The organism is Kocuria sp. HMSC066H03 (assembly GCF_001812045.1).
GTDB lineage: Bacteria > Actinomycetota > Actinomycetes > Actinomycetales > Micrococcaceae > Kocuria > Kocuria rhizophila.
The window spans coordinates 396,167-418,782 of record NZ_KV807509.1; the positions used below are offsets into that span (position 1 = coordinate 396,167).

Genomic DNA, 22,616 nt, shown 5'->3' on the forward strand with positions numbered 1-22,616 from the left:
GCTCATGAGCAGGGTCATCTTCATGTGCGGCCCGGCCGGTTCGGGGAAGTCAACCGTGGCCCGCCAGCTCGAAGAGGGCGGCATGGCGCGGCTGTCCTTCGACCAAGAGGCATGGCGTCGCGGCATCCGGTCGATGCCGTTGCCGACAGAACTCTACCGGGAGATCGAGGCCGGGCTCCGCGCCCGCTTGACCGCGCTCGTCACCGCGGGCACGGATGTCGTCCTGGACTTCTCGTTCTGGTCGCGGCGGGAACGCGAGAAGTGGCGCAGCCTGGTCAGGCCGCTCGGCGTGGAGCCCGAGACGATCTACCTCGCCACACCGCGCGAGGTCGCGCTGGAGAGGGTGCGCGCCCGCCGGACCGACGAGGCAGACGCATATCAGCTCGACCCCGATCTCGCGGCGGCCTACTTCGACAACTTCGAACCGCCGACCCCGGACGAGGGCCCGCTGACCGTCATCTCGTGACCGGCAGCGCGCTCAGCGTGAGCCGTGCGTGGGCGGTAGCGAGGACGGTCGCGAGCAGCCAGAGGATGATGCCGAGCACGAGCTGGATGCCGCCGAGTCCCGCCGCGGTGCCCCAGCTGGTCACCGGTTCGCCCAGGAATTGGACATGGTCGGCGAGCATGGGCGTCCACCACAGCGCGCCGGCGAGGATCGTGACGAGGACGATGCCGACACCGCCGAGGGCCAGTAGGCCGAGGAGGATGCCGAAGACTGCCTGCATGACAAGCCAGCCCAGTTCCCGCCGGGTACTGGGATCTTGGACCTGACGACGAAGTACACCCCAGCCACTGCCTTCGTGGGGCGAGTGCGGCTCGGGGGCCGCTCGTCCCAGCAGCCGTGCGGCGGCACTCTGATGCCATGTGGCCCAGGCGTGCAGTGCGCGTAGCGCGGCGGGGAGGAGCACGAGGCCGATGCCGAGCAGGCACAGCAGCGCGCAGAGCAGCAGCACCGGCAGGAACACGAGGCTGACCAGCCCGGTGAACAGGTTCAGCAGGGCGTAGGCGCTTCGGCGGCCGAGGCCCGCGATCTGTCTGTTCATTCGATGATTCTCCGTTCGTTCGAGATGAGAGGTGCCAGGGTTTTCGGCCGTGCTCAGGCGATGTCTCGCCGTAGCGGGAGAGCGAAGGCGATAGCTGCGGCGACGGCCGCATACATGAAGAGCACGAGCGCGCCGACCCACGGGCTGAGGATGCTCGGCCCAGACAAGTGCAGCTGGGCGCTCATGGCGTCGGTGAGGAAGGTGAAACCGACCAGGCTCGCTGTTGCCCCGCCGGGCAGCAGCGGGTAGGCGGTGTTGATTCCGGGGACGAGCATGATCATCGGCTCGATGAGGTAGAACCAGCCCAGCACGATCCCGGCAGCGAGCGGGAGTTGCGGGTGATGGCTCCGACCGCGACGCCGATGGCCGTGTAAGCGACGGCGGCGAGGGCGACGCCGGCGAGATCGCGGGCGAGATCGGCCGGTGCGAGTCCGAGCGGCGTCCCGCTGATGCCGGCATGGAGCAGCAGCACGGCTCCCGTCGACGCCGCCAGGAGGATGCCGTAGCCGAGACCGGCGAATGCGTAGACGAGCAGTTTCGCGACGAGAACTGTTCCGCGTCGGGGGGCGGTGATGAAGGTGGTGACGATGGTCCGGTGCTGATACTCGCCAGCGACGGCGAAGACGCCCAGCAGAGCGGGCAGGAACAGTGTCAGCCCGGCGATCCCGAGCACGATCTGCACCCCTTCTGGCGTGTCCAGGCCGGGCATGGGAGGAGTGGCGTTCTCCGGCCCCACGATCGAGATCACCGCGGGGAAGAAGGCACCAGCCGCGAGCGCAATCACGGCCGCCCATGCGGGGATCCTGGTTCCGAACAGCCGGCGCAGCTCGCCGGTGATCACGCGTTTCATCGGCGCACCTCTCCTTCGCCTCCGGTTCGGCTCCCGGTCGATGTCAGCGTCAGGAAGACGTCTTCGAGAGAGCGCTGCCCGCCGTCGGTCAGATCGCCGAGTGAGCCGCGCCTGATGGTTCGTCCCCGGTCGATCAGGATGACGTCGTCGACGATCTGCTCGACCTCGGACAGGACGTGACTGGCCAGCAGCACGGCCCCGCCCCGATCCGCGAAATCCCGCAAGAACCCGCGCAGCCACGCGATTCCCGCGGGGTCGAGCCCGTTGGCCGGTTCATCGAGAATCAGGATGCTTGGGTCCCCGAGCAGCGCGGTGGCCACCGACAGGCGCTGCCGCATACCGAGGGAGAACGTTCTGACGCGCCGCCGAGCGAACGCGTCGGTCCCCAGGAGTGCCGAGACGGTCTCCACGCGCTCGTCGTCATGCCCGCCGAGGGCCGCGTGGACTCGGAGGTGCTGCCGGGCCGTCAGTGAGGGCTGCAGGCCGCCACCGTCGATGACAGCACCCACCCGGGCGGTCGGGTCCGGCAAGTCCACGTACCGGCTGCCGCCGATGACCGCCGTGCCCTCGTCCGGACGGATGAGTCCCAGCAACATGCGAAGCGTCGTGCTCTTCCCGGCACCGTTCGGCCCCAACAGGCCCGTGACCCGGCCATGGGTCACAGTGAGCGAGATCCCCTCCACGGCAGACACCGAGCCGAAGCGCTTCGTGAGCCGATCCGCCTCGACGGCAACGCCGTTCACGCCCTGGCTCCTACGGCCAGGAGAGCCGCCACCTCGTGCGCGTCGGGCGCGCTCACCAACACCTCGGAGAACCCCTCAGCGCCGCCGGGAGCGCACGACAGTCTCAGCGTCGGCATGCCTCGGCGCATCGCAAGCAGACGACGGGTCCCATCGAGGCCCACCCAGATGCCGACCTTGAGCATCCCGGACACGACCACCCCTCCGTGACGCAACCCCAGACCCCTGGTCACCCATTCGTCGGAGGCCGTGACCGCGAAAAGCGCCGACCTCTGGACGGTCAGCGCAGGACGGCGTGTCGCCATCGCCTCCCATCCGCTCATCCGGATGGTGACGTACTGCGCCTGGACGTCGATCGTGGCCATGTTGCCTCCCTCGTTCTCGCCCTCTAGTGTTCTCTATATTGCAACTATTCGCAAGTTTGCGACTGATAGGAGTTGGATGAGTGGCGAGTTGAACTCATTCGAAGCGCTGTTCCATCCGGTACGACTGCGCATCTTGCAGGCAGTGGCCTCTCGAAGAGTCACAGTCTCAGAGCTGGCGGCTCTCGTCGAAGGAGTCGCCGCCACGACGGTGTACCGACATGTGAATACGCTCATCGCCAGCGGCGTGCTCACGGTCATACCAAAGCGCTCTCGCCACGGTTCACCCCAACGCGAACTCGCTCTCTCGGAGGACGGCGCGCGTCCTCCTGACATCAACACGATCCATCCTTCGCCCACTCACGAGAGCCAGCGGGCGTTCGTGGTGTTCCTTGCGCGTTTAGCCTCCGAGTTCGACCGCCTTATCGAATCCACGAAGGGGTCCGTTACACCGGACTTCGGTTACAGCCAGACCTTGCTGTACGTCACCGATGAGGACCTTCGGCACATTCGGGAATGCCTCCGTGAGCTTCTGAGACCTCACCTTCGACCGCGAACCGGGCGAGAGGCACGAACGACTCTGGGAATGGTGCTGATACCGGACGATGGGCCGGCGAGCCGCATGGAAGCGCCCGATGCTGCAACACACTGACGAGTCACGAGTACCGAGCACTCCATGGGCATCGACATGACGAACGGCTATCCGAAAAGCCTGCAAGCCTGGCTCGCCGCATCCTTCGGGCTAGAACTCGGGTTGGCGGTTCTCGCGTTCGCGATGACGTGGACGGCGTCGGCCTATGGCCCTGACACTGCATCCGCGGTGCTCACGCTGACCGTGGCTCCGGCCGTGGTGCTCGGGCTGCTGGGCGGATTGCTCGCCGATCGAGTCGGACCGCGCAGAACGATGATCGTCAGCAGCCTGGGGCTGGTCGCCATTTCCGTGGTCCTGGCGGCCGTGGCGTGGAGCAGCGGAACGTCTCCTGCGTTGCTGTTCGTCATCGCGGCATCGATGGGAACCGCGTCCGCTTTCTTCCGCCCAGCCTCTGCCGTGTTCGCGCGGCTGTTCGTCGCTGACCGTGAGCTGGGCACGGCGATGGCTCGCGTGGGAATGGCAGGTCAGCTGGCGCGCACCATAGGCCCGCCGCTCGGCGGATTCCTGATCGGCATGCTGACGCTTGCCGGAGTGGCCTGGATCGGGGCTGCGGGTGCAGCGGTGATGCTGTGCGTCCTTCTGTTGATCCGCGTCCCCCGTCGGGTTCAGCCGTCAGATGTTCGACTCGGCGTCCGCGGCATTCTCGATGCGATGAGCGCCGTGCGATCGAGAAAGGACGTTCCGGCGCTTCTCGCGTCAGTGGCGATCATTGCGGGTGCGGTCATCCCCGTCGTCGCCCTCGGTATCCCTCTCGCCGCGCGGGAGCGAGGATGGTCGGCGGGCGAGGCGGGTCTGATCGAGGCCGGGTGGATCGCAGGCGGGCTCGTCTGCACGGCGTGGTTCGGTTGGAAGGGAACGCTGACCAACGCCTGGAAGCCCATGTTCGTCGGCCCGATCATCATCGCCTTGGGCCTCGGTCTGCTCGCGATCGCACCGAGGTGGGAGGTCGCGGTGTCGTCCACGGTCCTCGTCGGCGCGGGCGTCGTCCTGTTCACTGCTCACGCGTTCCCGACATACCTGCTCCTGGCACCGGCCACTATGTTGTCGCGGTTTCAGAGTCTGCTGCTGTTTGTACAGCAAGCTCCGCAGCTCGTCGTGGCGCCGCTGGTCGGATTCGCCGGGGAGGCTTTCGGCATGGGGGCCGTCATCGGGGCGTTCGGTGCGCTCGCGCTCCCAGCATCGCTTCTCGTGGCCTCGAATCGGAGTCTGCGGGACTTCCGGTTGTAAGGACTGCCGCATGGACGACGCCCGGCGAGACCCGATGCTTGCCGAGCGCCTCGCAGCGGGTACGAGGAGATGGCCTACGCGGGCCAGGTGCGGGGGTATCGCTTGGCGATCTTCTTATGCTGGCGGTGGATGTCGCGGCGCTCAGCCGGCGTGAGATGGTCTTCCATCACGATGCCATTGATGTGGTCGGTCTCGTGCTGCAGGCACCGTGCGAGGGTTCCGGTTCCGGCGACCTTGATGGGCTCACCGAACTGGTTATAGCCGTGGCATACGGCAAAACCGGGGCGAGAGACCGGCAGGTATGCGCCGGGAAGCGAGAGGCAGCCCTCTCCAAGGATTTCTTCTTCCGGCTCTGCGGCGAGCGCGATCGTGGGGTTGCAGACGAGGCCCCGGCGCTCACGGCCAAAGGCGTCGTGGCATTCGTAGACGAACACGGCAAGGTCCACGCCGATCTGCGGTGCAGCCAGACCGGCGCCGTCCGCGGCGGTGTTCGTGGCGAACATATCGCAGAGCAGGTTCCACAGATCGGGGCCAAAGTCTGTGACCCGTCTGGCCGGCCGATGTAGCACATCATCTTCGCCCCACCGGACGATCGGACGGGCCGAGCCCAGAGACATGAGCTGTTCCAGAGGCATATCGAGTGGCTCCTCTTCATCTCGGGTAGTCGCCATTCTCATGGCGGCAACCGTGGTGCGTCAGTCGTCCTGGCTCGTACTTTCCGGGATAAGGAGCGTCGCCAGGCTGACTCTATATTCGTCAAGACCGCCGCGCGAGCGGAGATAGGGTTCGAGAACGGCCCTGAGCTGCTCCTGGACGTCGCCGAGATCGTCTTCAGTCAGGTGCAGGATGGTCTGCCCGTAACCGAACAACGGCATCGCCGCTTCATCGTCGCGTGCGATGAAACGGTCGAACTCGGCCGCCTGATGAGCAAGGAACACGGTGAACGCCTGCCGATGCTGCTCCTCGGACATCTGCGCGGCGTCCTCGGCGTTCATCTGTGCCGCATCTTCGACGAGCGCGAGCGTGCGCTCCACCGCCCCACGCACCCGTCGTTCGGACACGATCGTCAACACCCCGGCATCCAGGAGGGTGTTGACATGCCGATAGACAGTTGCAGCAGCGACATCATCGAAGAGTCCGGCAAGCTCCGCGGTGGTCATGGTCCGTCCTGTCATCGCTTGCAGAATCCGCAACCTCAGCGGGTGCAGGATCAGTTCGAGCGTCGACGCTTGGGCCGCCATACGACGGACAGATGAGCCAGACTGGCCGGTTACGGGGTCACGAGTTTCGCGGTTTGCCATCAGGTTCCCACGGTTCGCAGACTAGCGATTAGTTGCATAAGCGATAATATTAGCGAATCGACCCAATCGAAGCAAGGAAGATGCATGACCACCCCCCACGCGGATCCTGGCAGCGCCCCGGGCGGTCTCGCCCGACGAGTGGCCCGCGTGACGTTGCAGTTCCATCCCGACTGGCCGTATCGCGACGGTCTGGTCATCGAGTCGATGGTGCACGATGGCAGGTATCGGTCGCAGTTCGAGACCCGTACAAGCAACGGTGGGTTGACCGCGCATCCGGGTGGTGATCGATTCCGGTGGGAAAGCCGGCTCTTCGCGGGGCAATACGACAGCCTCCCCGCTCACACGCGGCCGGTCTACGGTGCCTGGAACCGGAGGGGAGACCTCTATGGCGGTTCGCCGAGGTTCGGGTCCGCATACTTCCGCCTCACGCCAGAAGCGACAGCCTGGTCGACCTTCTGCTTCCCCGACAGCGTCCACGACCCCACCGAAGTGGGCGGGGAGGTCGAACTGCCACGGCTCGTGCAACTCGCCGACCAGGGAGGTCAGGACTGTCTCGATGACTACATCGAAGCCCACGTCCACAGGCCCGTGTTCTTCGCCACGCATGTCGAGGCGCTCGTACTCGACCCCTGCCATCGCGACGGAGTCGTTCGCGAGTACGCAGAGCAGCTCGGCTGCCCTATCGAGTTCCATCACGGATTCCGCGTCGACACCGCTCGGTTGGACCGAGACTACCGAGGCGAGGAGCCAGTACGGCTCGCCCAGAGCCTGGCGCGCACGTTGACGCCCGATCGCCTTGCCGAGGCCGCACGCAGCGGCAAGCAGGATCCGCAGACCGTGAAGTACGCGTGGCACCTGCTCGCACGCTTCGGGCGAAAGGGCAGTGAACGTTGAGAGCGCTGACGCTCGTTCGGATCGCACTACGAGGATTAGAATTCGCTCTCCCTGGAGCGCAACTTTCAGCTCTTGGTGAGTGTGAGCGCGGACTTCATCGTCAGATGGAGGCAGTAAGTTCACTCTTTAGCTGGTCCAGCATGCGAGCAGGGTACCGACAAGATCACACGTAAGCGCTCGGACAACAACCTACTAGCCAAGGGCGCGGAAGTAGCTCAGAAATTCGGAGGCATTTCCGGAGGGTGCAACTCCAACCCCTCGCCTTCGGAAGATGAATCCGGCTCTGACGAGGGCACGTTGTGACGCCGAGTTCTCTGGCACGGTTCGAGCGGTAAGTTCCTGCAGTCCACTTTCTCGGGCGAATCGGACGGCGAGATTCAGGGCGGCAATGCTCAACCCTGACCCACGGTAGGCAGGGTGAATCCAGAAGCCGACTTCCCCCAACTGTTCGGTGATATTAAAGATAACGAGACTGCCTGCGAATGCGTCAGTGAAGCTGTCTGCGATTGCAAGAACTCCCAGATCGCCACGAGTCAGGCCGGGAACTGCCTCCCGTACGATCATCTTCTTGACCGACGTGGGCGTGTATTCCGATTCTGGAAGGTGCCCGTACTTGCGCACGACTGGATCGGCGGCGCCTTCAGCGAAGGCGATGGCGTCACCGGACTCAATCGCACGCAGTCGTACGTTCTGATTTTCGAGTGGGAGTAATGATGCGTCAAGCATGAAAACTGCCTTAGGTCAAATATGGGTACGTGAGGTTTTGTGACTATCGCTGGCAGGCCGGGCGACGCTCGTTAGGTTCGCACTGGCAGACGTGGAGTTCGCATCGCGTCTGCGCCCCTTCAGCTCTTGGCGGGCGTGAGCGCCAGTGTGGCCCCCATGCCGATGAGCACACCGCCGCCGACGCCGCGCATGGTGGCCATACGTCGCGGTGAGGTGGCGAGCCAGCGCCGAGCCGCCGAGGCGATCAGCACCCAGCACGCGTCGCAGCAGAACGCGATCACAGTGAACACGAGGCCCAGGATTATCATCTGGATCGGCACGCCTCCGGTGCCTCGATTCACGAACTGCGGAAGGACGGCGACGAAGAACACGATCGTCTTGGGGTTGGTCACGCCCACGACGATCCCCTGCAGCAGTGTGCGCCAGGACGAGACATGACGGTCGACCTCGGCAGCACCCAGCGTCAGACCCATCTTCCTTTGACGGATCGCCTGAACTCCCAGGTAGACGAGATACCCGGCGCCCAAGAGCTTGACGGCGAGGAACGCCGGAGCCGAGTAAGCGACGAGATTGCCCACGCCGGCGGCGACCAGCAGCACCAGGGGGATCCCTCCAAGTTCGTTTCCGAGCACGCTCAGCAAGCCGCCGCGCTTACCGAGCGCCAACGAACGCCCGATTACGAACAGCACGCTCGGCCCCGGGATCACGATCAACGCGAACGACATCAGAGCGAACCCCGCGACTGCCTGTAGGTCCAACCGACTACTCCTTCGTGTCTAGCCCTGGACTAACGCGGGACCCACGTCCGGATGCAAGGCCATGCACGGAGCGGGCAGTGTCGGCGGGAGGCGATCGCCGCTGGCAGCGATGATAGGAGCGAACCACCCCTACCCTTCTCTCTCTTGCGATTGGTTGCATACTCGATAATAATATGGCCATGGTGCGGAGGAGGCAACCCGACAGCAACCCGGCTCGGCGAGCGCGTACTGCTCCTGCCTCTTCAGCTTCGCGCGTCGCGTCGGCGAGGAACCGCGTCGTCCCCGCACATGCAAACGTTCTAGGCGACATATGGCGCCTATAGTCTGCCCCTTTCGTACACGAGATGTCGTGCCGAACAAGGGGCGCGAGGTTACGCGATCTCGTCCACCAGAGTTACCCCGTTTAGAGGCAGTCGGCTCGTCGCAGATCACTCTCGTTGTCACGTTCACGGCGCAGCGAATGCCGGGGTTCTGCCCGTCGTTCGTAAGGTTCCCCAGCTGCGGTGGCACGCGTTGACCGGAGAGAGTCGCCCTTTGGAGGCTCATCGCAAACGAGGGTGTAGCTGGGGTCTGAATCCGCCGGTTTCCAGTAGCGAGCGGGTGATGTAGTTGGTCAGGTTCCGGAAGCCGAGGGCTGAGCCGCGGAGGTGTTCGAGCCGGCCGTTGATCGCCTCTGTCGGGGCGTTGCTGGTGCCGGGCTGGTCGAAGTAGGCGAGGATGTCAGCGGCGCGTCGTGCCAGAGTGCGGCCGAGTCTGCGCAGCTCGGTCAGGGCGGTCGGGACGCCGCGGCGCAGCGAGTCGATCACGGTTTGGAGTGCGTGCTTCCCGGCGGGCCTGTCGGGGTCGCGGTAGGCGGCGACGATGTGCTGGTAGACGGACCAGGTGACCTCGACGATCACGTGCTGCTCGTCAGCGGCGAACGCAGCGTCGATCCGGGCGCGCTGCCGATCGGTGAGGAACGCCTCACCGGTGTGCAGAGCACGGCGGATCCCATAGAGCGGGTCGCCGGCATGGCCGCGGTGTCCGAGCGTGGCCTGCTGGACGCGCTGCCTGGCGTGGTCGAGGCTGTCGCCGGCGAGGTGAGGTCGGCCCGGGGCGCGGTGTCAGCCGTTTCGGCTGGTCCGTTTCCCCGGGCCGCCTCCCGAACCGGACGTGCGGCTTGCACCGCATCCGGCTCTCCACGAGTCCGTGCCGCAGGTCAGACGGTCACGGTCCAGGGCGTGGGGATGTTGCCTCGGTATCGGTAACGGGTGACCGTCACCTTGCCGGGGTCGAACAGCACCATCTCCTGATCGCGTGGCCACCACCCGGTGGTGGAGTAGCGGCGACGCAGTTGCTTCCAGTTGGCTTTCCGGTGTTTCCGGCGGAGCCAGCCGATCACGCGCCACCAGGTGTAGTTACGGAGTGACCGAACGCGTGCTTGGAGACCGCGTGCTGGAAGTAGGCCGTCCATCCCCGCAAGGCCATGTTGAGCCTGCGGAGGACATCTGCCAGGGGGTGGTTCGTTCCTTGCCTGCTGATTGTCTTCACTTTCTGCCGAATCGACGCGACGGCCTTTCTGGACGGGAAGGTGTAGACGTACCAGTTGTTGGTGCCCGGCTTCCGGTGCCGCTGGATGCGGAATCCGAGGAAGTCGAACCCCTCGTCGATATGGACCACATGCGTTTTCTCTTCCGATAGCCGCAGCCCGACCATGGTCAGGACGTCGGCGACCTGCTCGCGTAGCGCCTCGGCGTGCTCTCTCGTGCCGGAGACCAGCACGACAAAATCATCGGCGTAACGCACCAGCCGGAACACCGGCAGGCCGTTGCGGCGACGACGTGAGCGATCCACCCGCGTTGGAGAGGTTTCCTCCCAGAGGGCGGGCGAAATGCTCATCGAGCACTTCCAGAGCGATGTTCGCCAGCAGCGGGGAGAGAATCCCGCCTTGCGGTGTGCCGGTGTTCGACTCGCGGTGCACCTGGTCTTCACCGAGGATGCCCGCTTTCAAGAACGACTTCACCAGGCCCAGGACGCGCCGGTCGCCGATACGGCGACGGACACGGCCCATCAACGCGGTGTGGTCGATCTCATCGAAACACGCCTTGATGTCCCCTTCGAAAACCCACTCGTAGGAGCGGGACGCGAACATCTGGATCTCCGATACCGCGTCCATCGCCCGCCGTCTGGGACGGAACCCATACGAGGACGGATGGAAATCGGCTTCGAAGACCGGCTCCAGCACCAACACCAGACACGCTTGGACCACCCGGTCAGCGATCGTCGGTATGCCCAGCCGCCGGAACTTTCCCGGCGATTTCGGGATCAGCCGTTCCCTGACCGGCGACGGTGAGAACACCCCCGCCTTGACCTGCATTCGCAGATCGGTGAGGAAGTGCTCCACCTGCCCTTCGGCCTCGATGCGGCGGGCGGTGAGCCCATCGATCCCGGCCGAACGCGCCCCGGTGTTCCGGGCGACCCGTTCCCACGCGATAAGCATGAATGACGGGTCGACCACGAGGTTGAACAAGTCATCGAACCGGGCCGTGGCATCCCGTTCCGACCATCGGTGCAGCTTGGTCTGCATCCCCAGTACCCGCGCCCTGGCCTCATCGAGACCAGGCCACGATGCGCCCGTCTTCACCGGCGGCCTCCTGGCATTACAGCACGTTCGCTGCGGACTCGCTGCCGCCCTTCGCCGCGACCATATCGGTCGTGTGGACGGCTTTCCCGTCCTCGGACTACTACGGCGGCTCCGCCCCCTCCCGCACCCAACAGGCGACGACGGCCCTGCCCGCCGAACCGCTGGCTGCGGAACGGGGAGGGCAGGCGCGGGAGGGTTCCCATGTTCACTGTGTGACGGTCGGCAGGGGCGGTATCCAGCTCTTCTCCGGCAGCATCGCTGCGAGTACGCCGCAGACATTCCTCGTAGCCTCCCGAGACAGCATCCATAACCATCCCGAAAGTCGCCTCCCCGTGAATCCGTTCGGCGTGCACTGCGACCCGGCCCACATCCACCAGGTTGGAGCCGGTTCCACAATTACGGAGGGTCAACCACTGGTTCACTCTCGTTATACCTTCCTGCCTCGTTTGCCGGACCCGACCCATCTGGTAGTACTGGATCGTCCCGGCTTTGTCAGGGCTGCTTCCCACCCTTCCCAGCGTCTCCTGGGTCAGGCTGCCCTCAACTTCAACCCAGCCGCTGCGACGACCAGGCGATGGAGGTCTCTCACCCCCATCCGCACACACAGCGCCTCATGGCGCACCTGGACGACGTGGAACGGGTCCATGACCTCCACCGCATCCGGCAGAGCCTCCGCCGCCGCGGTCTTGAACCCGGTGAACCCGTCCATCGCGACGACCTCGATCCCGGCGCGGAAGCCTGACGACTGCTGTGCCAGCCAGGCGGCGAACACGGCCTTCGAGCGACCTTCGACCATGTCCAGCAGCCGCGATGGGCCCGTCCCGTCGCGCACCGGCGTCAGGTCGATGATCACGGTCACGAACCGATCGCCGAGCCGGGTGTGCCGCCAGGCGTGCTCATCGACGCCGATCACCGTGACGTCATCGAAGCGGGTCGGGTCTTCGATCAGTCGACGGCGGCCCTCGGCAAGGACCGCGGTGTTCGCAGTGTGCCAGCCGACGCCGAGATGATCCGCGACCCGCGCGACGGTGAGGTGGTCGACCACGAGCGCGCTCAGCGCCCATCGCAGCGCGCACCACGCGACAGCTTCGATCTGGGCTCGGCCGCCATCGTCAGGTCCTGCCGCCAGAGGCGGCCGCAGCCCAAGCACCGGTAGCGGCGTACTCGCACCAAGAGCGTGGTCGGGCGCATCCCGAACGGCACATGCGCGAGCCTGCGGACCACGCTCCCGCGCGGGATCCCCTCGGCCCCGCAGCGGGAGCACCAGCCGTCTGGCTCAACAGCCCGGCATTCGACGACCGCCCGATCGGGCTCGATCACCTGTCGCATCGCGACGAGCCCGAGTTCGTCGAGACCGCAGAACGCGGACAGGTCAGCAGGGACGAAGGTAGCGTGGGGCACGTCGAGGTCTTTCGGCTGGAAGGCGTAGGAACCTCCATCGTCGGAAGACCTCGACCCCTACCCGGGCAACGACGCGCTACCCGCCGCTACACCCTCGTTTGCGATGAGCCGATAAGCCTCGCGACGCGCGACCAGGTGCACTGATACGACCTACAGCGCCTTTACCATTACCTCATCACCGTCCGTCCGCCGAGTCCAAGAAGGTACTCCACGTTGTCCTCAACACCACAATCCGCTGGTTGGAATGAACCAGAGCGACTCTGCATCAGACTCAGGCCGCATCAAGTGATCAAATCCGAGTTCAGGAGAATGAGGCTGTGGCGGGCTCGGCGGCACGCATGCCGATGCCGAGCAGGGAGAGGACGAGGAGCGTGACCGCGCCCGCGAAGATCGCGATGTCGGCGACGTTTCCGATGAACCAGTTGCCGTACGCGATGAAGTCGACCACGTGTCCTCGCGCGAACCCTGGTGCGCGAAACAAGCGGTCACCGAGATGTGTCACCGCCCCGCCGAGCAGGAGACCCCAGGCAACCGCCCACGCGATCGAGCGAGTGCGATACGCAGCTACAGACACGCCAATGGCAGCCAGACCGGCGATGACCGCAAAGACCCAGGTGAAATCCTCACCGATCGAGAAGGCAGCGCCGGGGTTGTAGTCGAGTTGGAGCCCGAGGAGATCGCCGAGCATAGGAACGCGCCGACTTGTCGATAGTTGCGTCTCGGCCCACAACTTCGAGAGTTGGTCGGCGACAATCGTGACCACTGCTACAGCCGCGGTGATGAGCGGCGCCCAGCGCGTCAGGGCGCGAGGGCGCCGATCCTGCGATGACATGGACGCGGCCTGCCCGGCCCGCCGATCACGCGCCGGAATCCCGGAATCAGGTGAACTGTCGGACATACGTCGATCCTCTCAATCCGAGTCCGGAAGTTTTTCTCGCCTGGACCGAACGCTCATAGGCCAGATCGGTTTCGACCGAGTGTCGCCACAGCAAGACCGACATCAGGCCCCCCATGCGTCGCCGGCGAGTTCACGAAGCGCCGCGATGTGCCGGTCGAACGCCCGCCGGCCCTCGGCGGTCAGCGATACCGACGTGGTCAGTCGGGCATCACTTCGCGCGACGGACGGGGCCTTCTTGGTGACCACGTATCCTGCATCCATCAACCCGCCAATGGTCTTCGAGAGGCTCGCGTCGCTGAGCAGGAGCACGTCCCGCAATACGGCGAAGTCAGCCTGATCAACGACGCGCAGCGCCGAGCACAACCGCAGCCTGTTCGGCGCGTGAATCGCGGCATCGAACAACGGCTCAGGCCGCACGCCGCACATCCCAGGCGAACGCCCGGCCGTCGACCACCACGAACAGCCACATGACAGCGAACCCCAGAGCAGCCACGGCGGCGACCGCCAAGGGCATGCCGGCTCCTTCGAAGAGGGACGCGACACCGTACAAGACGACCATGCTGCCCATCGTGACGGTGAGCGCGCCCGCGCTCGCCGGGCCGACGAGGCCACGCCTGCCGACGCCGACGACGCGTCGCCGGAGACTCTCCAGAGCGAAGCCCAAGCCGATTCCGAGAACCAACAGGGCCGACTTCACCCAGACCACATCGATCATGGGCGTCAACAACAGCCCCGCAACAAGGACGCCGCACAGGAACCCGTACCAGATCGGTGCCCTCATCAGGCCGCCGAGTCGCTCCCTGTCCGCATCCAGCGCTCGCAACTCCGACGCCGCAGTCTCCGGGCGCCCGGACGACGAAGAAACATTTTCCATATGAGAAAGCGTGTCACTTTCGCCCTAGGAAAGCAAACTGGCTCTTCACAATCGAGGATGTGCTCGCGGTATGAGCCCGCCGGCTGAGAGTAGTGATCTGGCGATGTCGTTGGTCAGGCTGCGGGAGCCGAGGGCGCTGCCGCGGAGGCGTTCGAGTCGGCCGTGGATCGCTTCGACCGGGCCGTTAGAGGTTCCGGGGTGGTCGAAGTAGGCGAGTACATGAGTGGCCGCTACCCGCGCCCGGCCATCAGGCGTCTCTCGTATCGTCGGCTCGGCACGAGGACGGGGCCATCCGATCCTTCGGCCGCATAGATCAGGGGACCGGCATCCCGCCATCCCTCGCGCTCGTAGAAGCGGCGGGCGCGGGCGTTGCCAGAGACGACTGCCAGCCACCCGTCCGACCACCCGCCCGACGCGATTCGCTCCTCCGCATCCCGCAGCAATGCGATCGCGATGCCCGTGCCACGCGCCCGCCCGTCGACGAACAGCTCCTCGACCTCATTGCCTGCGACCGTGGCGAATCCGACCACGCGGTCTCCTTGTTCGGCGACGACGGTGCGGGGCACCCGCCGCGCGGCACGCGGGACGAACGACTCAGGGGTGCGGATCTCCTCGAGTGCGGCGTCGACGTGACCGGCGTGACCGTCGCGCCAGGCGGCCGCCCAGATGGCGCTGACGATCGGGACGTCCTCCTCCGTCATCGGGCGCAGCACGGTGGTCGTCATCGCGGGGAGCCCATGCCGGTGACCGCGACGAACACGGCGGCGGCGAGGAAGATCACCTGCAGCACGGTGCGCAAAGGAAGCGGCGTCGTCGGCGCCGCAGGGTGATCGACGCCGTGCGCGGCACGCACGTTCGCGGGGAACATCGCGACGAGGAGCGCAGCGAGGCAGATGGCCGCGGCGACACGCGTCGGCGGCAGGAGCAGGCCAAACGCTCCCAGCATCTCCAGCGCGCCCGTGACGGTGACGACGGCCTTCGGGTGCGGAACCCAGGCGGGCACGATCGCGATCAGCCCGTCGCGCCGCGGCTGCACCCAATGAGAGATCGCGGTCACCGTGAACATCGCCGCGAGTCCTATCGCGAGGGCGGCGGACCAGGAGTCCAGGTAGCCGAGCCCGAGCGCGCCGACTCCCCGTGCCGCCAGGGTGATCACGATCAGGATGATCAGTGGAACCATCATGCGCCTTTCATCTAGTCGTCGTATAGATCATGGCGCCCGACACGCGATGTTGTCAATGTCTAGATCCGTGGTTAGGATGCCGCTCATGGTGGACACGTATCATCACGGTCGGCTCCGGCAGCAGGTGCTGGCGAGCGCCGCGGAGGAGGTCGCCCGGAGCGGACCGGAGACGCTGTCCCTGCGGGAGCTTGCGCGCCGCGCCGGCGTGACTCACGGTGCTCCGGCACATCACTTCGGCTCGCGGCGGGGACTGTTCACGGCGTTGGCGACGGAGGGCTTCGAGGCGCTGGCCGATGCTCTGGCGCCGTCCGTCGCCCGTGGCGACTTCGTCGAGACGGCGGTGGAGTACGTGCGATTCGCGCTGAGCAAGCCGGGGCACTACGCGGTCATGTTTCGGCCGGAGCTGCTGGAGGACACCCCGGGCCTCCGCGAGCAGCGTGATCGTGCGGCGGCAGCTCTGGCGTCCGGAACGGCGAGTCTGCCCGAAGGACGCGTCGGGATACCCGTGGAACAGGCCCGCCACGCCGCGTGGGCTCTCGTCCATGGCCTCGCATCTCTCGTCCTTGCCGGAGCTCTTGCGGACGCCGATCCGCTCGCGCTCACCCGAGCCGGCGCCCAGCAACTGTTCGGATCTCCTGCGGGTGACGAGCACCCGCACCCGCGAAAGGCGGACGAGTGACACGGATCGTCTACTACACCTCGACGTCCTTGGATGGCTATCTCGCCGACGCGGACAACTCCCTCGACTGGCTCTTCGCGGTCGACGGCGGTCAGGATGCCATCGCCGAAGGCCAGGCGTTCGTGTCCGGCGTGACCGTGCAGGTGGAAGGCTCCACCACCTACCGCTGGCTGATCGAACACGAAGATCTCCTCGCGCACCCCGAGAAATGGCAGGAGTTCTACGGCGACCGCAGGACGTTCGTCTTCACCACCCGGACGGACCTGCCCGTCGTTCCCGGCGCGGACATCACCTTCGTCAACGGCCCGCCGGCGGACCACCTCGACCGCATCCTCACGGCAGCCGGCGACGGCGACATCTGGATCATCGGTGGCGGCGCGCTCGCCGCGGAGTTCGCGAAGATCGGCCGCCTCAACGAGATCCATCTCTCCATCGCACCGGTCACCCTAGGTTCCGGTGCACCGCTGCTCCCCGGAGGCTTCGACTCGGCCCGTCTCCGGCTCACCGACGCCCACCCGACCGGCCAGTTCATCGTCGCGAAATACATGGTGCTCGACGACGACGGCGGTCGCGGCGCTGGGCCGCCCACTCCTCCAGGCGAGCGCGGATAGGGAGGACGAGGCTGATCGGGCCCATGATGAGGAACTTGAGAGCGTTCCAGGAGAACAGGAACACGAAAAGGTTCAGCCACCCGGGGCCGCCGTCCTCGATCAGCGCGATGCAGTAGTTCGCGGGGAGGAAGTAGGGCACGGCGAGGAGCATCGCGGGGATGCCCCGTTTCAGGCCGCGGCGGGTGCGGATCGCGTCGAGTGCGATGTTGGTGGGCATGTAGCGCAGCAGGTAGTAGCGGGCGTGGTCGCTGAGCACCCAGAGCAGCCGGGTCATGGCGTGTCCTCTCGTGGCACGGTCGGGTGACGAGACGGTGCGTAGAGAGTGGCCCGAGGGCCTGTCCACGAGGGACGCCAGATCAAGGAGGAATCTGCCTCGCCCCCAGAGTACGTCCCCAGCGACATCCGTAAGAGATGCTCTCACTCGTTCGGGTGGCGCTCACGCACCTGTCCGGCACACACGGAAGGGAGCCGGCATGGTCACGATCACTTCTCTCGCCATGGACGAACGCTCCGCACGGGTCGCCCTGGCTGCGACCTTGGAGCCCGACGACGCGGTGACCGGCCGACTCATCGCTGCGGTCGGCGCCGTCGAGACAGTCCGCCTGGCAGACGGTACCGGCGCGTTCCCGAAGAAGGGCGATGCGATCGAGGCCGGGCTGTGGCGCAACAAGGTCGCCGCACGCTTGGATGCTCGCACGGTCACGCAAGCACTCTCGGAGAGCGACCGTCTCAGGCTGCGCATCCTCATCCGCGGCGACGACGATTGGCCGCCCTCGCTGGATGACCTGGGCGACCGGGCTCCGACTGTCCTGTGGGTGCGCGGCGCGTCCTCGTTCCTCACCGCGCCGCTGAGCGATCGTGTGACGATCACCGGAGCGCGCGCAGCCACGAGCTATGGCGAGCACGTTACGGGCGAGCTCGCCTCCGATTTGACCGATGCCGAGCGGATCATCGTGGCCGGCGGCGCCTACGGCATCGACGCCGCCGCACAGCGAGCCGCGCTCGCTTCTGGTGGGCAGACTCTCGCCGTGATGGTCGGCGGCTTGGATCGGCTCTACCCCTCCGGCAACCGAGAGCTGCTGGAACGAGTCGGAGACCTCGGGCTGCTCGCCAGCGAGATGCCGCCCGGCGCGACGCCGACCAAGTGGCGGTTCCTCGCCCGCAACCGCATCCTCGGCGCGCTCTCGGGGGCGACCGTCGTCGTGGAAGCTGGCTACCGCTCCGGCTCCCTCAACGTCGCCGCCCGCACCGCGCAGCTCGGGCGCCCGGTCGGCGCAGTCCCCGGTCCGGTGACCAGCGTGTCCAGTGCCGGCACGCACCGGCTGTTGCGCGAAGGCATCGCGTCCTTTATCACCGGTGCCACAGACGTCACCGCGCTCCTCGACCCACCTACACGCGGTAGCGGGCAGGCGGTCGAGCGTGAAGCGGACATCGCTCGGCCTCCTCATCGGCAGGGGCGCGTTCTGTAGCTCGACGGCGCGCATCGAGCCGAGATTGCATGACCGCTCGGTGCGAAGATGAAGGCATGTGTGCGACGAATCTGTAGGCGGTGAACGCCGCCGCCTTCACGCCTGAGTTCGAACGGTTCACCGCCGAGCAGATCGGCGTCGCACCGCAGGTCTCCGAGCTTCGGATCGCGTCGAGCCGCGTGCGCGGCAGCTCGATCGTGTTCACGCTGACTCAGCGCATGTGCGACTGCGACTCCCTGATCGGACGAGGCAGCGACGACCCCGTTGACCGCGAAGTAGCAGCCGAAGACTGGCTGACCTGGCTCCGTGAACTGCCGACCCAGGTTCCGCATGTCAGCCGTCTGGCCGTCCTTCGGGCATGGAACCCGCAAGACGATGACGTGGCTCCCCGGCATGCGAAAGGCGTGACGATCAGCGAGGTGACTGAGCAGGTGCTCCGCGGACTGAAGGACAACTCACTGTTGACCATCGACTACCCGCGTGCCGCCTGAGCGCCCTGATCCCGCGAACAGCACCGACTACAACGACGGTCCGACTCGCTGTGCTCCCATGCGGCGCGGGCGTTCCTGCTCGGGCTGCTCGGCCTGGGCGAGGTTCTTAGCCCGATCGAGCGCGGCACGGGCGCGGGCGGCGTCGAGCTTCTGCGCCTCGGTCTCGGCGGGTGCCCCGAGCGGCGCGGGTCCGGTGATGCCATAGCGGTCGCGATAGGCGGCGACAGTGCGCGCGGTGTACCTCCAGGCCTGGGCCGCCCGCGCCTGCTTCGGTGGGGGGCCGAGTTTCGTGATCCACTCGTGCTTCTCGGTGAGCGCGGTGTCGAGGAGAGCTTCTGCGCGGGTCTCGATGAGGTTGCGCCGCTCTGTCAGCGCCCGCCGCATCTCGGACGGCATGGCGCCGGCGGCTTCGGGGACGAGGCCCGCGATCAAACGCGGTGCCTTGCGGGCGCGACCGGCACCTGCCGGGCGCGCAATCGCGCGGGCAACGCGGTAGTGCAGGACCGCGGCGATGTCGTCGGCGTCCCCGAACCCGCGTGCTCCCACGAGGCGCGGCAGCAGGGTCTCGACGTCGTGCTGGTTCGCCTCTGCCCGCCGCAGCTCGGCGGTCAATGCGCCGAATGCGGGTGATGCGATCGCGTCGTCTGCGTCGTCGCCGCTGAGCCCACAGGAGCGGATGAGCGCGGCCCATCGGTCGTGCTGTGCGGCGGCGGCCAGGGTCTCGTACTCAGCGGCGAGCTGAGCGATTGAGGCCCAGGCGTCCTGCTCGGCGGTGATCGTCTCATGCGCGGACAGCTCGGCGCCGACGTGCTGCAGCACCCCGAACAACACTGACCGGGCGGACACATCCTCGTTGTCACCGGGGTGCGGGCCGTCGTGAGCGGGGTCAGGCTTGTCGACGGCGACGTAGGCGATGTTCTCCTCACGGCCTCTTGTCATGGCGACGTAGAACGTCTCTCTGGTCATCGACGCATCCACCAGGACGTGCGAGGAGTCCACGGTGATGCCCTGTGCCCGGTAGGAGGTGACGGCGTAGCCGAGGTCGAGGTGTTCGCCCGCGTACTCGGCCGGGACCACGACCGAGGCGCCCCACGTGCGCCCGGCGCGGCGGAGGGTGAGGGCGCCGTCTTCGCGAACTTCGGTGACTGTCCATCTGTCGCCGTTGCGGACCCAGGAGCGGCCTGCGCGCAGGCGGCGGTCGTTGCGGCGCGTGATGACGGTATCCCCGGCTGCGGCACGGGTGCCGTCGTGCAGTTCGACCTCACGGCGGGCGTTCACGGTGCGGTCGAGGATCAGATCGGCCCGCGCCTGGTTGTTGAGCGCCTGAACGGACTCGTTCGAGTCGGTCACGAGGACGCTCGCGCGCCCGGCGAGGGTGTCGGAGCGCCAGGCGGTGTAGGCGGCGTCGATCATCTCCTCGGTCTCCCCGCCGGTCACGCGGTCGTGTTCGGTGTAGGTGTCGATGATGTCGGTGCGGCCGTGCCGCAGGGCGAGGGATGCGGTCTTCTCCCACAGGTTGACGAACCGGTGCACGTCGACCAGCTCCGGGGTGTCGTCGTGGTCGTGGACGAGGAGGGAGAACGCGCCGCCGGCGGTGACGGACTGGAGTTGGGCGTGATCCCCGACCAGCAGGACCTTCGCCCCGGCCTCGGCCGCAAGGGCCGTGATGCGGTCGAGGGAGAGCGTGCCCGCCAGTGACGCCTCGTCGACGATGACGAGCTGCCCCTTGCGGAACGTCTCGCGGGTGCGGTCGTGGGTGTCGAGCCACTTGGCGGTGTTCTCGGTGGGGATGCCGAGGTCATCGGCCAGGACCTGCGCGGCGACTGCGGACGGCGCGAGCCCGACCACGCTGCCGTGCCCGTGCTCGTGCTCCCATGCCCGTCGCAATGCCGACATCGCCGTCGTCTTCCCCGCACCGGCCGGGCCGACCAGTACGTCGACCATCCGGCCCGAGACCGCGATCTTCGTCAACACGGCCGCCTGGTCATCACTGAGCATCCGGCCCTTGCTGTCGGGCCGCTTCGTGATTCGTTCGACGCTGGTCAGCGGCACCGTCGGCGCTGTGGTGGTGCGGGCGCGCTCGAGGAGGCGGTCTTCGGCGGCCAGCAGCGCCTCGGAGGAGAACAGCGCGGAGTGTTTCGGACGGAACACGCTCGTGCCGTCCGGCCGGCGGAACGCCGCCGGGCTCGACGCGAGCTCCGGCGGGGTCAGGCGCAGCGACGCGGCTTCGGCGGCGTCTACGATCAGGCCGACGACGGCTTCTCGGTCCTCGATCGACGCGAACCGGTAACTCATCGTCTGCCGCGCCGCCTCGGCCGTGAGGTTCCAGCGATGCCAGGTGGAGCGCTTCTCACCGACCGCAGCCACGACGTCTGCCCCGAGCGAGGCGATCACGTCCAGCGGCATGTCGTCGGCGCGCAGCAGCAGCGGCTCCTCGTTCGCGGTCACGCCGCGCGCCCATGAGGTTGCGTCCACCCCGAGCACCCGCCCGGCCCGTTCCCGCCACGAGGAGGTGAGTTCGGCCAGGGACCGCACCTCCTTCTCCGGCCGGGTGGTGAGCGTGGCCTGGGCGCGGAGCTTCATGATCGTTGCCGGCGACGGCCGCCGCCCATGCTCAGCCACGTAGTTCTCGATGAGCCGGTCGGTCTCGGCGTCGATGTGCCGGGCACGGGTGGAGAACTCCTTGACCAGCGCCTCCGGCACCCCGGTGATCGCCCATGCGGGGTTCCGGTCGCGGCGCCTGTCGCGGGCCTCCCACGAGACGCCGAGCATCCGGGTGAGGTGGTCCGCGAAGACGGCCTCGTGAAGCTCGGAGAGCGCGACGACAGCAGCGTGCATCGGCCGCCCGTCCAGGGCCCGCCATTTGCCGTCGAGGACGGTTTGCACCTTGTTGCTGATGACGACGTGCGTGTGCAGGTGCGGGTCGCCCGCCCGGGAGTCGTAGTGATCGAACGCCGTGGCGATGAGCCCTGCGACGTCGACCTGTGCAACCGCGCCGTCGCGTCCGGTTGCGCCCGTGCGGGTGGCTGCAACCTCCCGCTCCATGAACGCAACCACCTCCGCAACCGCCGCATGATGCGCATCCGCGATCAGCGTCTGCGTCCCGGCATCCGCGACCGCCCAGAGCACGCTTGCGGACTTCGGGATGCTGAACGTGAAGTCGAACCCCGCAACCGCCCGTCGCGCCCCACGCTCGGCCTCCTCCGTCTCGATCGCCGCGACCGCTTCTGCGCGTGAGACTGGCCCGAGGGATGGATCGAGTTCCCCAGTGCGTGCCTCGATCCGCTCGGCCACGGTTCGGTACTCGGGGTACGCGCGGCCAAGCGGTTCCCCGGTGATGGGGTCACGGCCCATACCGACGAGGAGCTGGAGCTGGGCTTCGGAGACCTGATCGCCCACGCTGATCCGCGCGCCGCCGAGTGTGGCGACTCCGGCGCCGAGCCAGCGACCCGGCGGGGTGCCCTCGGCGTTGTAGTAGCGCGTCAGCGGGGTGGACAGCGATCGGTCGCCGTCGCCGGCCGCGACAGTGCGCAGCAGGTACTTGTAGCCGTTACCCGCGCTCATCACCCGCATCGAGACCGTCATACGCAGTAGGTGAGCGCACGGCACGCACGCTGCTTTGCCGTCGTTGCGAGGAAATGGGCTTGGTCGACATTGGTCGTGAGGCCGCGCAGGGCACGTGAAGGACGGTCGATGCGAGATGATGGAGGCATGTCGTCTCCCTCGGTGCCACTGACCGGATTGCTCTCGGATAGCTCGGTGTGGACGCGCGTCACCGACGGCGAGTCAGGCGCGATTACGCTGCGTCACGTGTCCGGGGAACGGTTCGCCAAG

27 protein-coding genes and 3 pseudogenes are annotated in these 22,616 nt (G+C 66.8%); 8 read left to right on the forward strand and 22 right to left on the reverse strand.

Going from position 1 to position 22,616, the window contains the following annotated elements; genetic code table 11:
* Positions 1–4: 4 nt before the first annotated feature.
* On the forward strand, positions 5–466 hold the full coding sequence (locus tag HMPREF2833_RS10560; protein WP_210387061.1) for a P-loop nucleotide/nucleoside kinase family protein: 462 nt from the start codon (positions 5–7) through the stop codon (positions 464–466).
* On the opposite strand, the gene HMPREF2833_RS10565 is transcribed toward HMPREF2833_RS10560, so the two are convergent.
* Genes HMPREF2833_RS10565 through HMPREF2833_RS12440 form a run of 5 tightly spaced genes read right to left on the reverse strand, consistent with a single transcriptional unit; the run spans position 456 to position 2,998 of the window.
* Positions 456–1,043 carry a sensor domain-containing protein gene (locus HMPREF2833_RS10565; RefSeq protein ID WP_070638024.1) on the reverse strand — a complete coding sequence of 196 codons (588 nt, stop codon included), beginning with the start codon at positions 1,041–1,043 and terminating at the stop codon, positions 456–458. The genes HMPREF2833_RS10560 and HMPREF2833_RS10565 overlap by 11 nt on opposite strands.
* A 53-nt stretch (positions 1,044–1,096) precedes the next feature.
* On the reverse strand, positions 1,097–1,324 hold the full coding sequence (locus HMPREF2833_RS12600; protein WP_210387062.1) for a hypothetical protein: 228 nt from the start codon (positions 1,322–1,324) through the stop codon (positions 1,097–1,099).
* Entirely contained in the window at positions 1,321–1,893 is a 573-nt protein-coding gene (locus tag HMPREF2833_RS10570) for an ABC-2 transporter permease (RefSeq protein ID WP_210387063.1), read from the reverse strand. The genes HMPREF2833_RS12600 and HMPREF2833_RS10570 overlap by 4 nt, the downstream gene beginning before the upstream one ends.
* Positions 1,890–2,636, reverse strand: a complete 747-nt coding sequence (locus HMPREF2833_RS10575; protein ID WP_070638026.1) for an ABC transporter ATP-binding protein — start codon at positions 2,634–2,636, stop codon at positions 1,890–1,892. The genes HMPREF2833_RS10570 and HMPREF2833_RS10575 overlap by 4 nt, the downstream gene beginning before the upstream one ends.
* On the reverse strand, positions 2,633–2,998 hold the full coding sequence (locus HMPREF2833_RS12440; RefSeq protein ID WP_070638029.1) for a hypothetical protein: 366 nt from the start codon (positions 2,996–2,998) through the stop codon (positions 2,633–2,635). The genes HMPREF2833_RS10575 and HMPREF2833_RS12440 overlap by 4 nt, the downstream gene beginning before the upstream one ends.
* 76 nt (positions 2,999–3,074) lie before the next feature.
* On the opposite strand from HMPREF2833_RS12440, the gene HMPREF2833_RS12230 reads away from it, so the two are divergent.
* A complete protein-coding gene (locus HMPREF2833_RS12230; RefSeq protein ID WP_168165730.1) occupies positions 3,075–3,647 on the forward strand; it encodes a helix-turn-helix domain-containing protein in 573 nt (190 codons plus the stop codon).
* Between the two features lie 24 nt (positions 3,648–3,671).
* Positions 3,672–4,874, forward strand: coding sequence for an MFS transporter (locus HMPREF2833_RS10585; RefSeq protein ID WP_070638032.1), 1,203 nt, complete (start codon positions 3,672–3,674; stop codon positions 4,872–4,874).
* A gap of 74 nt (positions 4,875–4,948) precedes the next feature.
* Here the strand turns inward: HMPREF2833_RS10585 and def are convergent, their stop codons facing one another.
* Together def and HMPREF2833_RS10595 are read right to left on the reverse strand one after the other, a co-directional pair.
* A complete protein-coding gene (gene def / locus HMPREF2833_RS10590; RefSeq protein ID WP_070638034.1) occupies positions 4,949–5,509 on the reverse strand; it encodes a peptide deformylase in 561 nt (186 codons plus the stop codon).
* A 60-nt stretch (positions 5,510–5,569) separates the two neighbouring features.
* Positions 5,570–6,175: a helix-turn-helix domain-containing protein gene (locus HMPREF2833_RS10595; RefSeq protein ID WP_083311021.1), complete on the reverse strand. Its 606-nt coding sequence runs from the start codon at positions 6,173–6,175 to the stop codon at positions 5,570–5,572.
* Positions 6,176–6,259: 84 nt separating this feature from the next.
* Here HMPREF2833_RS10595 and HMPREF2833_RS10600 point away from each other — a divergent pair, with 84 nt between their 5' ends.
* Entirely contained in the window at positions 6,260–7,069 is an 810-nt protein-coding gene (locus HMPREF2833_RS10600; RefSeq protein ID WP_083311022.1) for a DUF3626 domain-containing protein, read from the forward strand.
* Positions 7,070–7,261: 192 nt separating this feature from the next.
* Here HMPREF2833_RS10600 and HMPREF2833_RS12235 read toward each other — a convergent pair whose 3' ends face one another.
* The 13 genes and pseudogenes from HMPREF2833_RS12235 to HMPREF2833_RS10650 all read right to left on the reverse strand — a co-directional run bounded on the left by HMPREF2833_RS12235 (position 7,262) and on the right by HMPREF2833_RS10650 (position 15,532).
* The gene (locus HMPREF2833_RS12235; RefSeq protein WP_083311023.1) at positions 7,262–7,795 is read right to left on the reverse strand and encodes a GNAT family N-acetyltransferase; all 534 of its coding nucleotides are present in this window, start codon (positions 7,793–7,795) and stop codon (positions 7,262–7,264) included.
* A gap of 119 nt (positions 7,796–7,914) precedes the next feature.
* The gene (locus HMPREF2833_RS10605) at positions 7,915–8,520 is read right to left on the reverse strand and encodes a LysE family translocator (RefSeq protein ID WP_070638566.1); all 606 of its coding nucleotides are present in this window, start codon (positions 8,518–8,520) and stop codon (positions 7,915–7,917) included.
* A gap of 575 nt (positions 8,521–9,095) precedes the next feature.
* Positions 9,096–9,632 (reverse strand): annotated as a pseudogene (locus HMPREF2833_RS10610) (transposase); the annotation flags it as partial.
* Between the two features lie 119 nt (positions 9,633–9,751).
* Positions 9,752–9,934 (reverse strand): hypothetical protein, encoded by a 183-nt coding sequence (locus tag HMPREF2833_RS12740; RefSeq protein ID WP_246829123.1) that lies wholly within the window; start codon positions 9,932–9,934, stop codon positions 9,752–9,754.
* The gene (locus HMPREF2833_RS12745; RefSeq protein WP_246829124.1) at positions 9,931–10,386 is read right to left on the reverse strand and encodes a group II intron maturase-specific domain-containing protein; all 456 of its coding nucleotides are present in this window, start codon (positions 10,384–10,386) and stop codon (positions 9,931–9,933) included. The genes HMPREF2833_RS12740 and HMPREF2833_RS12745 overlap by 4 nt, the downstream gene beginning before the upstream one ends.
* The gene (locus HMPREF2833_RS12750; RefSeq protein WP_070638040.1) at positions 10,322–11,176 is read right to left on the reverse strand and encodes a reverse transcriptase domain-containing protein; all 855 of its coding nucleotides are present in this window, start codon (positions 11,174–11,176) and stop codon (positions 10,322–10,324) included. The genes HMPREF2833_RS12745 and HMPREF2833_RS12750 overlap by 65 nt, the downstream gene beginning before the upstream one ends.
* Positions 11,177–11,780: 604 nt before the next feature.
* Positions 11,781–12,577, reverse strand: a pseudogene (locus HMPREF2833_RS10625) (ISL3 family transposase); the annotation flags it as partial.
* A 301-nt stretch (positions 12,578–12,878) separates the two neighbouring features.
* Entirely contained in the window at positions 12,879–13,475 is a 597-nt protein-coding gene (locus tag HMPREF2833_RS10630; protein WP_246829125.1) for a signal peptidase II, read from the reverse strand.
* 102 nt (positions 13,476–13,577) lie between these two features.
* Positions 13,578–13,892: a transcriptional regulator gene (locus HMPREF2833_RS10635; protein ID WP_101888500.1), complete on the reverse strand. Its 315-nt coding sequence runs from the start codon at positions 13,890–13,892 to the stop codon at positions 13,578–13,580.
* The gene (locus tag HMPREF2833_RS10640) at positions 13,882–14,298 is read right to left on the reverse strand and encodes a hypothetical protein (RefSeq protein WP_141756186.1); all 417 of its coding nucleotides are present in this window, start codon (positions 14,296–14,298) and stop codon (positions 13,882–13,884) included. Before HMPREF2833_RS10640 ends, HMPREF2833_RS10635 begins: the two co-directional genes overlap by 11 nt.
* A 96-nt stretch (positions 14,299–14,394) precedes the next feature.
* Positions 14,395–14,577 (reverse strand): annotated as a pseudogene (locus HMPREF2833_RS12445) (transposase); the annotation flags it as partial.
* 2 nt (positions 14,578–14,579) lie between these two features.
* Positions 14,580–15,074 (reverse strand): GNAT family N-acetyltransferase, encoded by a 495-nt coding sequence (locus tag HMPREF2833_RS10645; RefSeq protein ID WP_070638048.1) that lies wholly within the window; start codon positions 15,072–15,074, stop codon positions 14,580–14,582.
* On the reverse strand, positions 15,071–15,532 hold the full coding sequence (locus HMPREF2833_RS10650; RefSeq protein WP_246829126.1) for a DoxX family protein: 462 nt from the start codon (positions 15,530–15,532) through the stop codon (positions 15,071–15,073). The genes HMPREF2833_RS10645 and HMPREF2833_RS10650 overlap by 4 nt, the downstream gene beginning before the upstream one ends.
* Positions 15,533–15,617: 85 nt before the next feature.
* On the opposite strand from HMPREF2833_RS10650, the gene HMPREF2833_RS10655 reads away from it, so the two are divergent.
* Together HMPREF2833_RS10655 and HMPREF2833_RS10660 are read left to right on the forward strand one after the other, a co-directional pair.
* Positions 15,618–16,211 carry a TetR/AcrR family transcriptional regulator gene (locus HMPREF2833_RS10655; RefSeq protein WP_070638052.1) on the forward strand — a complete coding sequence of 198 codons (594 nt, stop codon included), beginning with the start codon at positions 15,618–15,620 and terminating at the stop codon, positions 16,209–16,211.
* The gene (locus HMPREF2833_RS10660; protein ID WP_070638054.1) at positions 16,208–16,822 is read left to right on the forward strand and encodes a dihydrofolate reductase family protein; all 615 of its coding nucleotides are present in this window, start codon (positions 16,208–16,210) and stop codon (positions 16,820–16,822) included. Before HMPREF2833_RS10655 ends, HMPREF2833_RS10660 begins: the two co-directional genes overlap by 4 nt.
* Here HMPREF2833_RS10660 and HMPREF2833_RS12245 read toward each other — a convergent pair.
* Positions 16,740–17,096, reverse strand: coding sequence for a sulfate permease (locus HMPREF2833_RS12245; protein ID WP_083311026.1), 357 nt, complete (start codon positions 17,094–17,096; stop codon positions 16,740–16,742). The genes HMPREF2833_RS10660 and HMPREF2833_RS12245 overlap by 83 nt on opposite strands.
* 199 nt (positions 17,097–17,295) lie before the next feature.
* Between HMPREF2833_RS12245 and HMPREF2833_RS10665 the strand changes: the two genes are divergently transcribed.
* Positions 17,296–18,291 (forward strand): DNA-processing protein DprA, encoded by a 996-nt coding sequence (locus HMPREF2833_RS10665; protein ID WP_070638057.1) that lies wholly within the window; start codon positions 17,296–17,298, stop codon positions 18,289–18,291.
* An 80-nt stretch (positions 18,292–18,371) separates the two neighbouring features.
* Complete coding sequence (locus HMPREF2833_RS10670) at positions 18,372–18,782, forward strand: hypothetical protein (protein WP_070638060.1); 411 nt, start codon at positions 18,372–18,374, stop codon at positions 18,780–18,782.
* A 27-nt stretch (positions 18,783–18,809) separates the two neighbouring features.
* Here HMPREF2833_RS10670 and mobF read toward each other — a convergent pair whose 3' ends face one another.
* On the reverse strand, positions 18,810–22,367 hold the full coding sequence (mobF, locus tag HMPREF2833_RS10675) for a MobF family relaxase (RefSeq protein WP_070638063.1): 3,558 nt from the start codon (positions 22,365–22,367) through the stop codon (positions 18,810–18,812).
* Between the last annotated feature and the right edge of the window lie 249 nt (positions 22,368–22,616).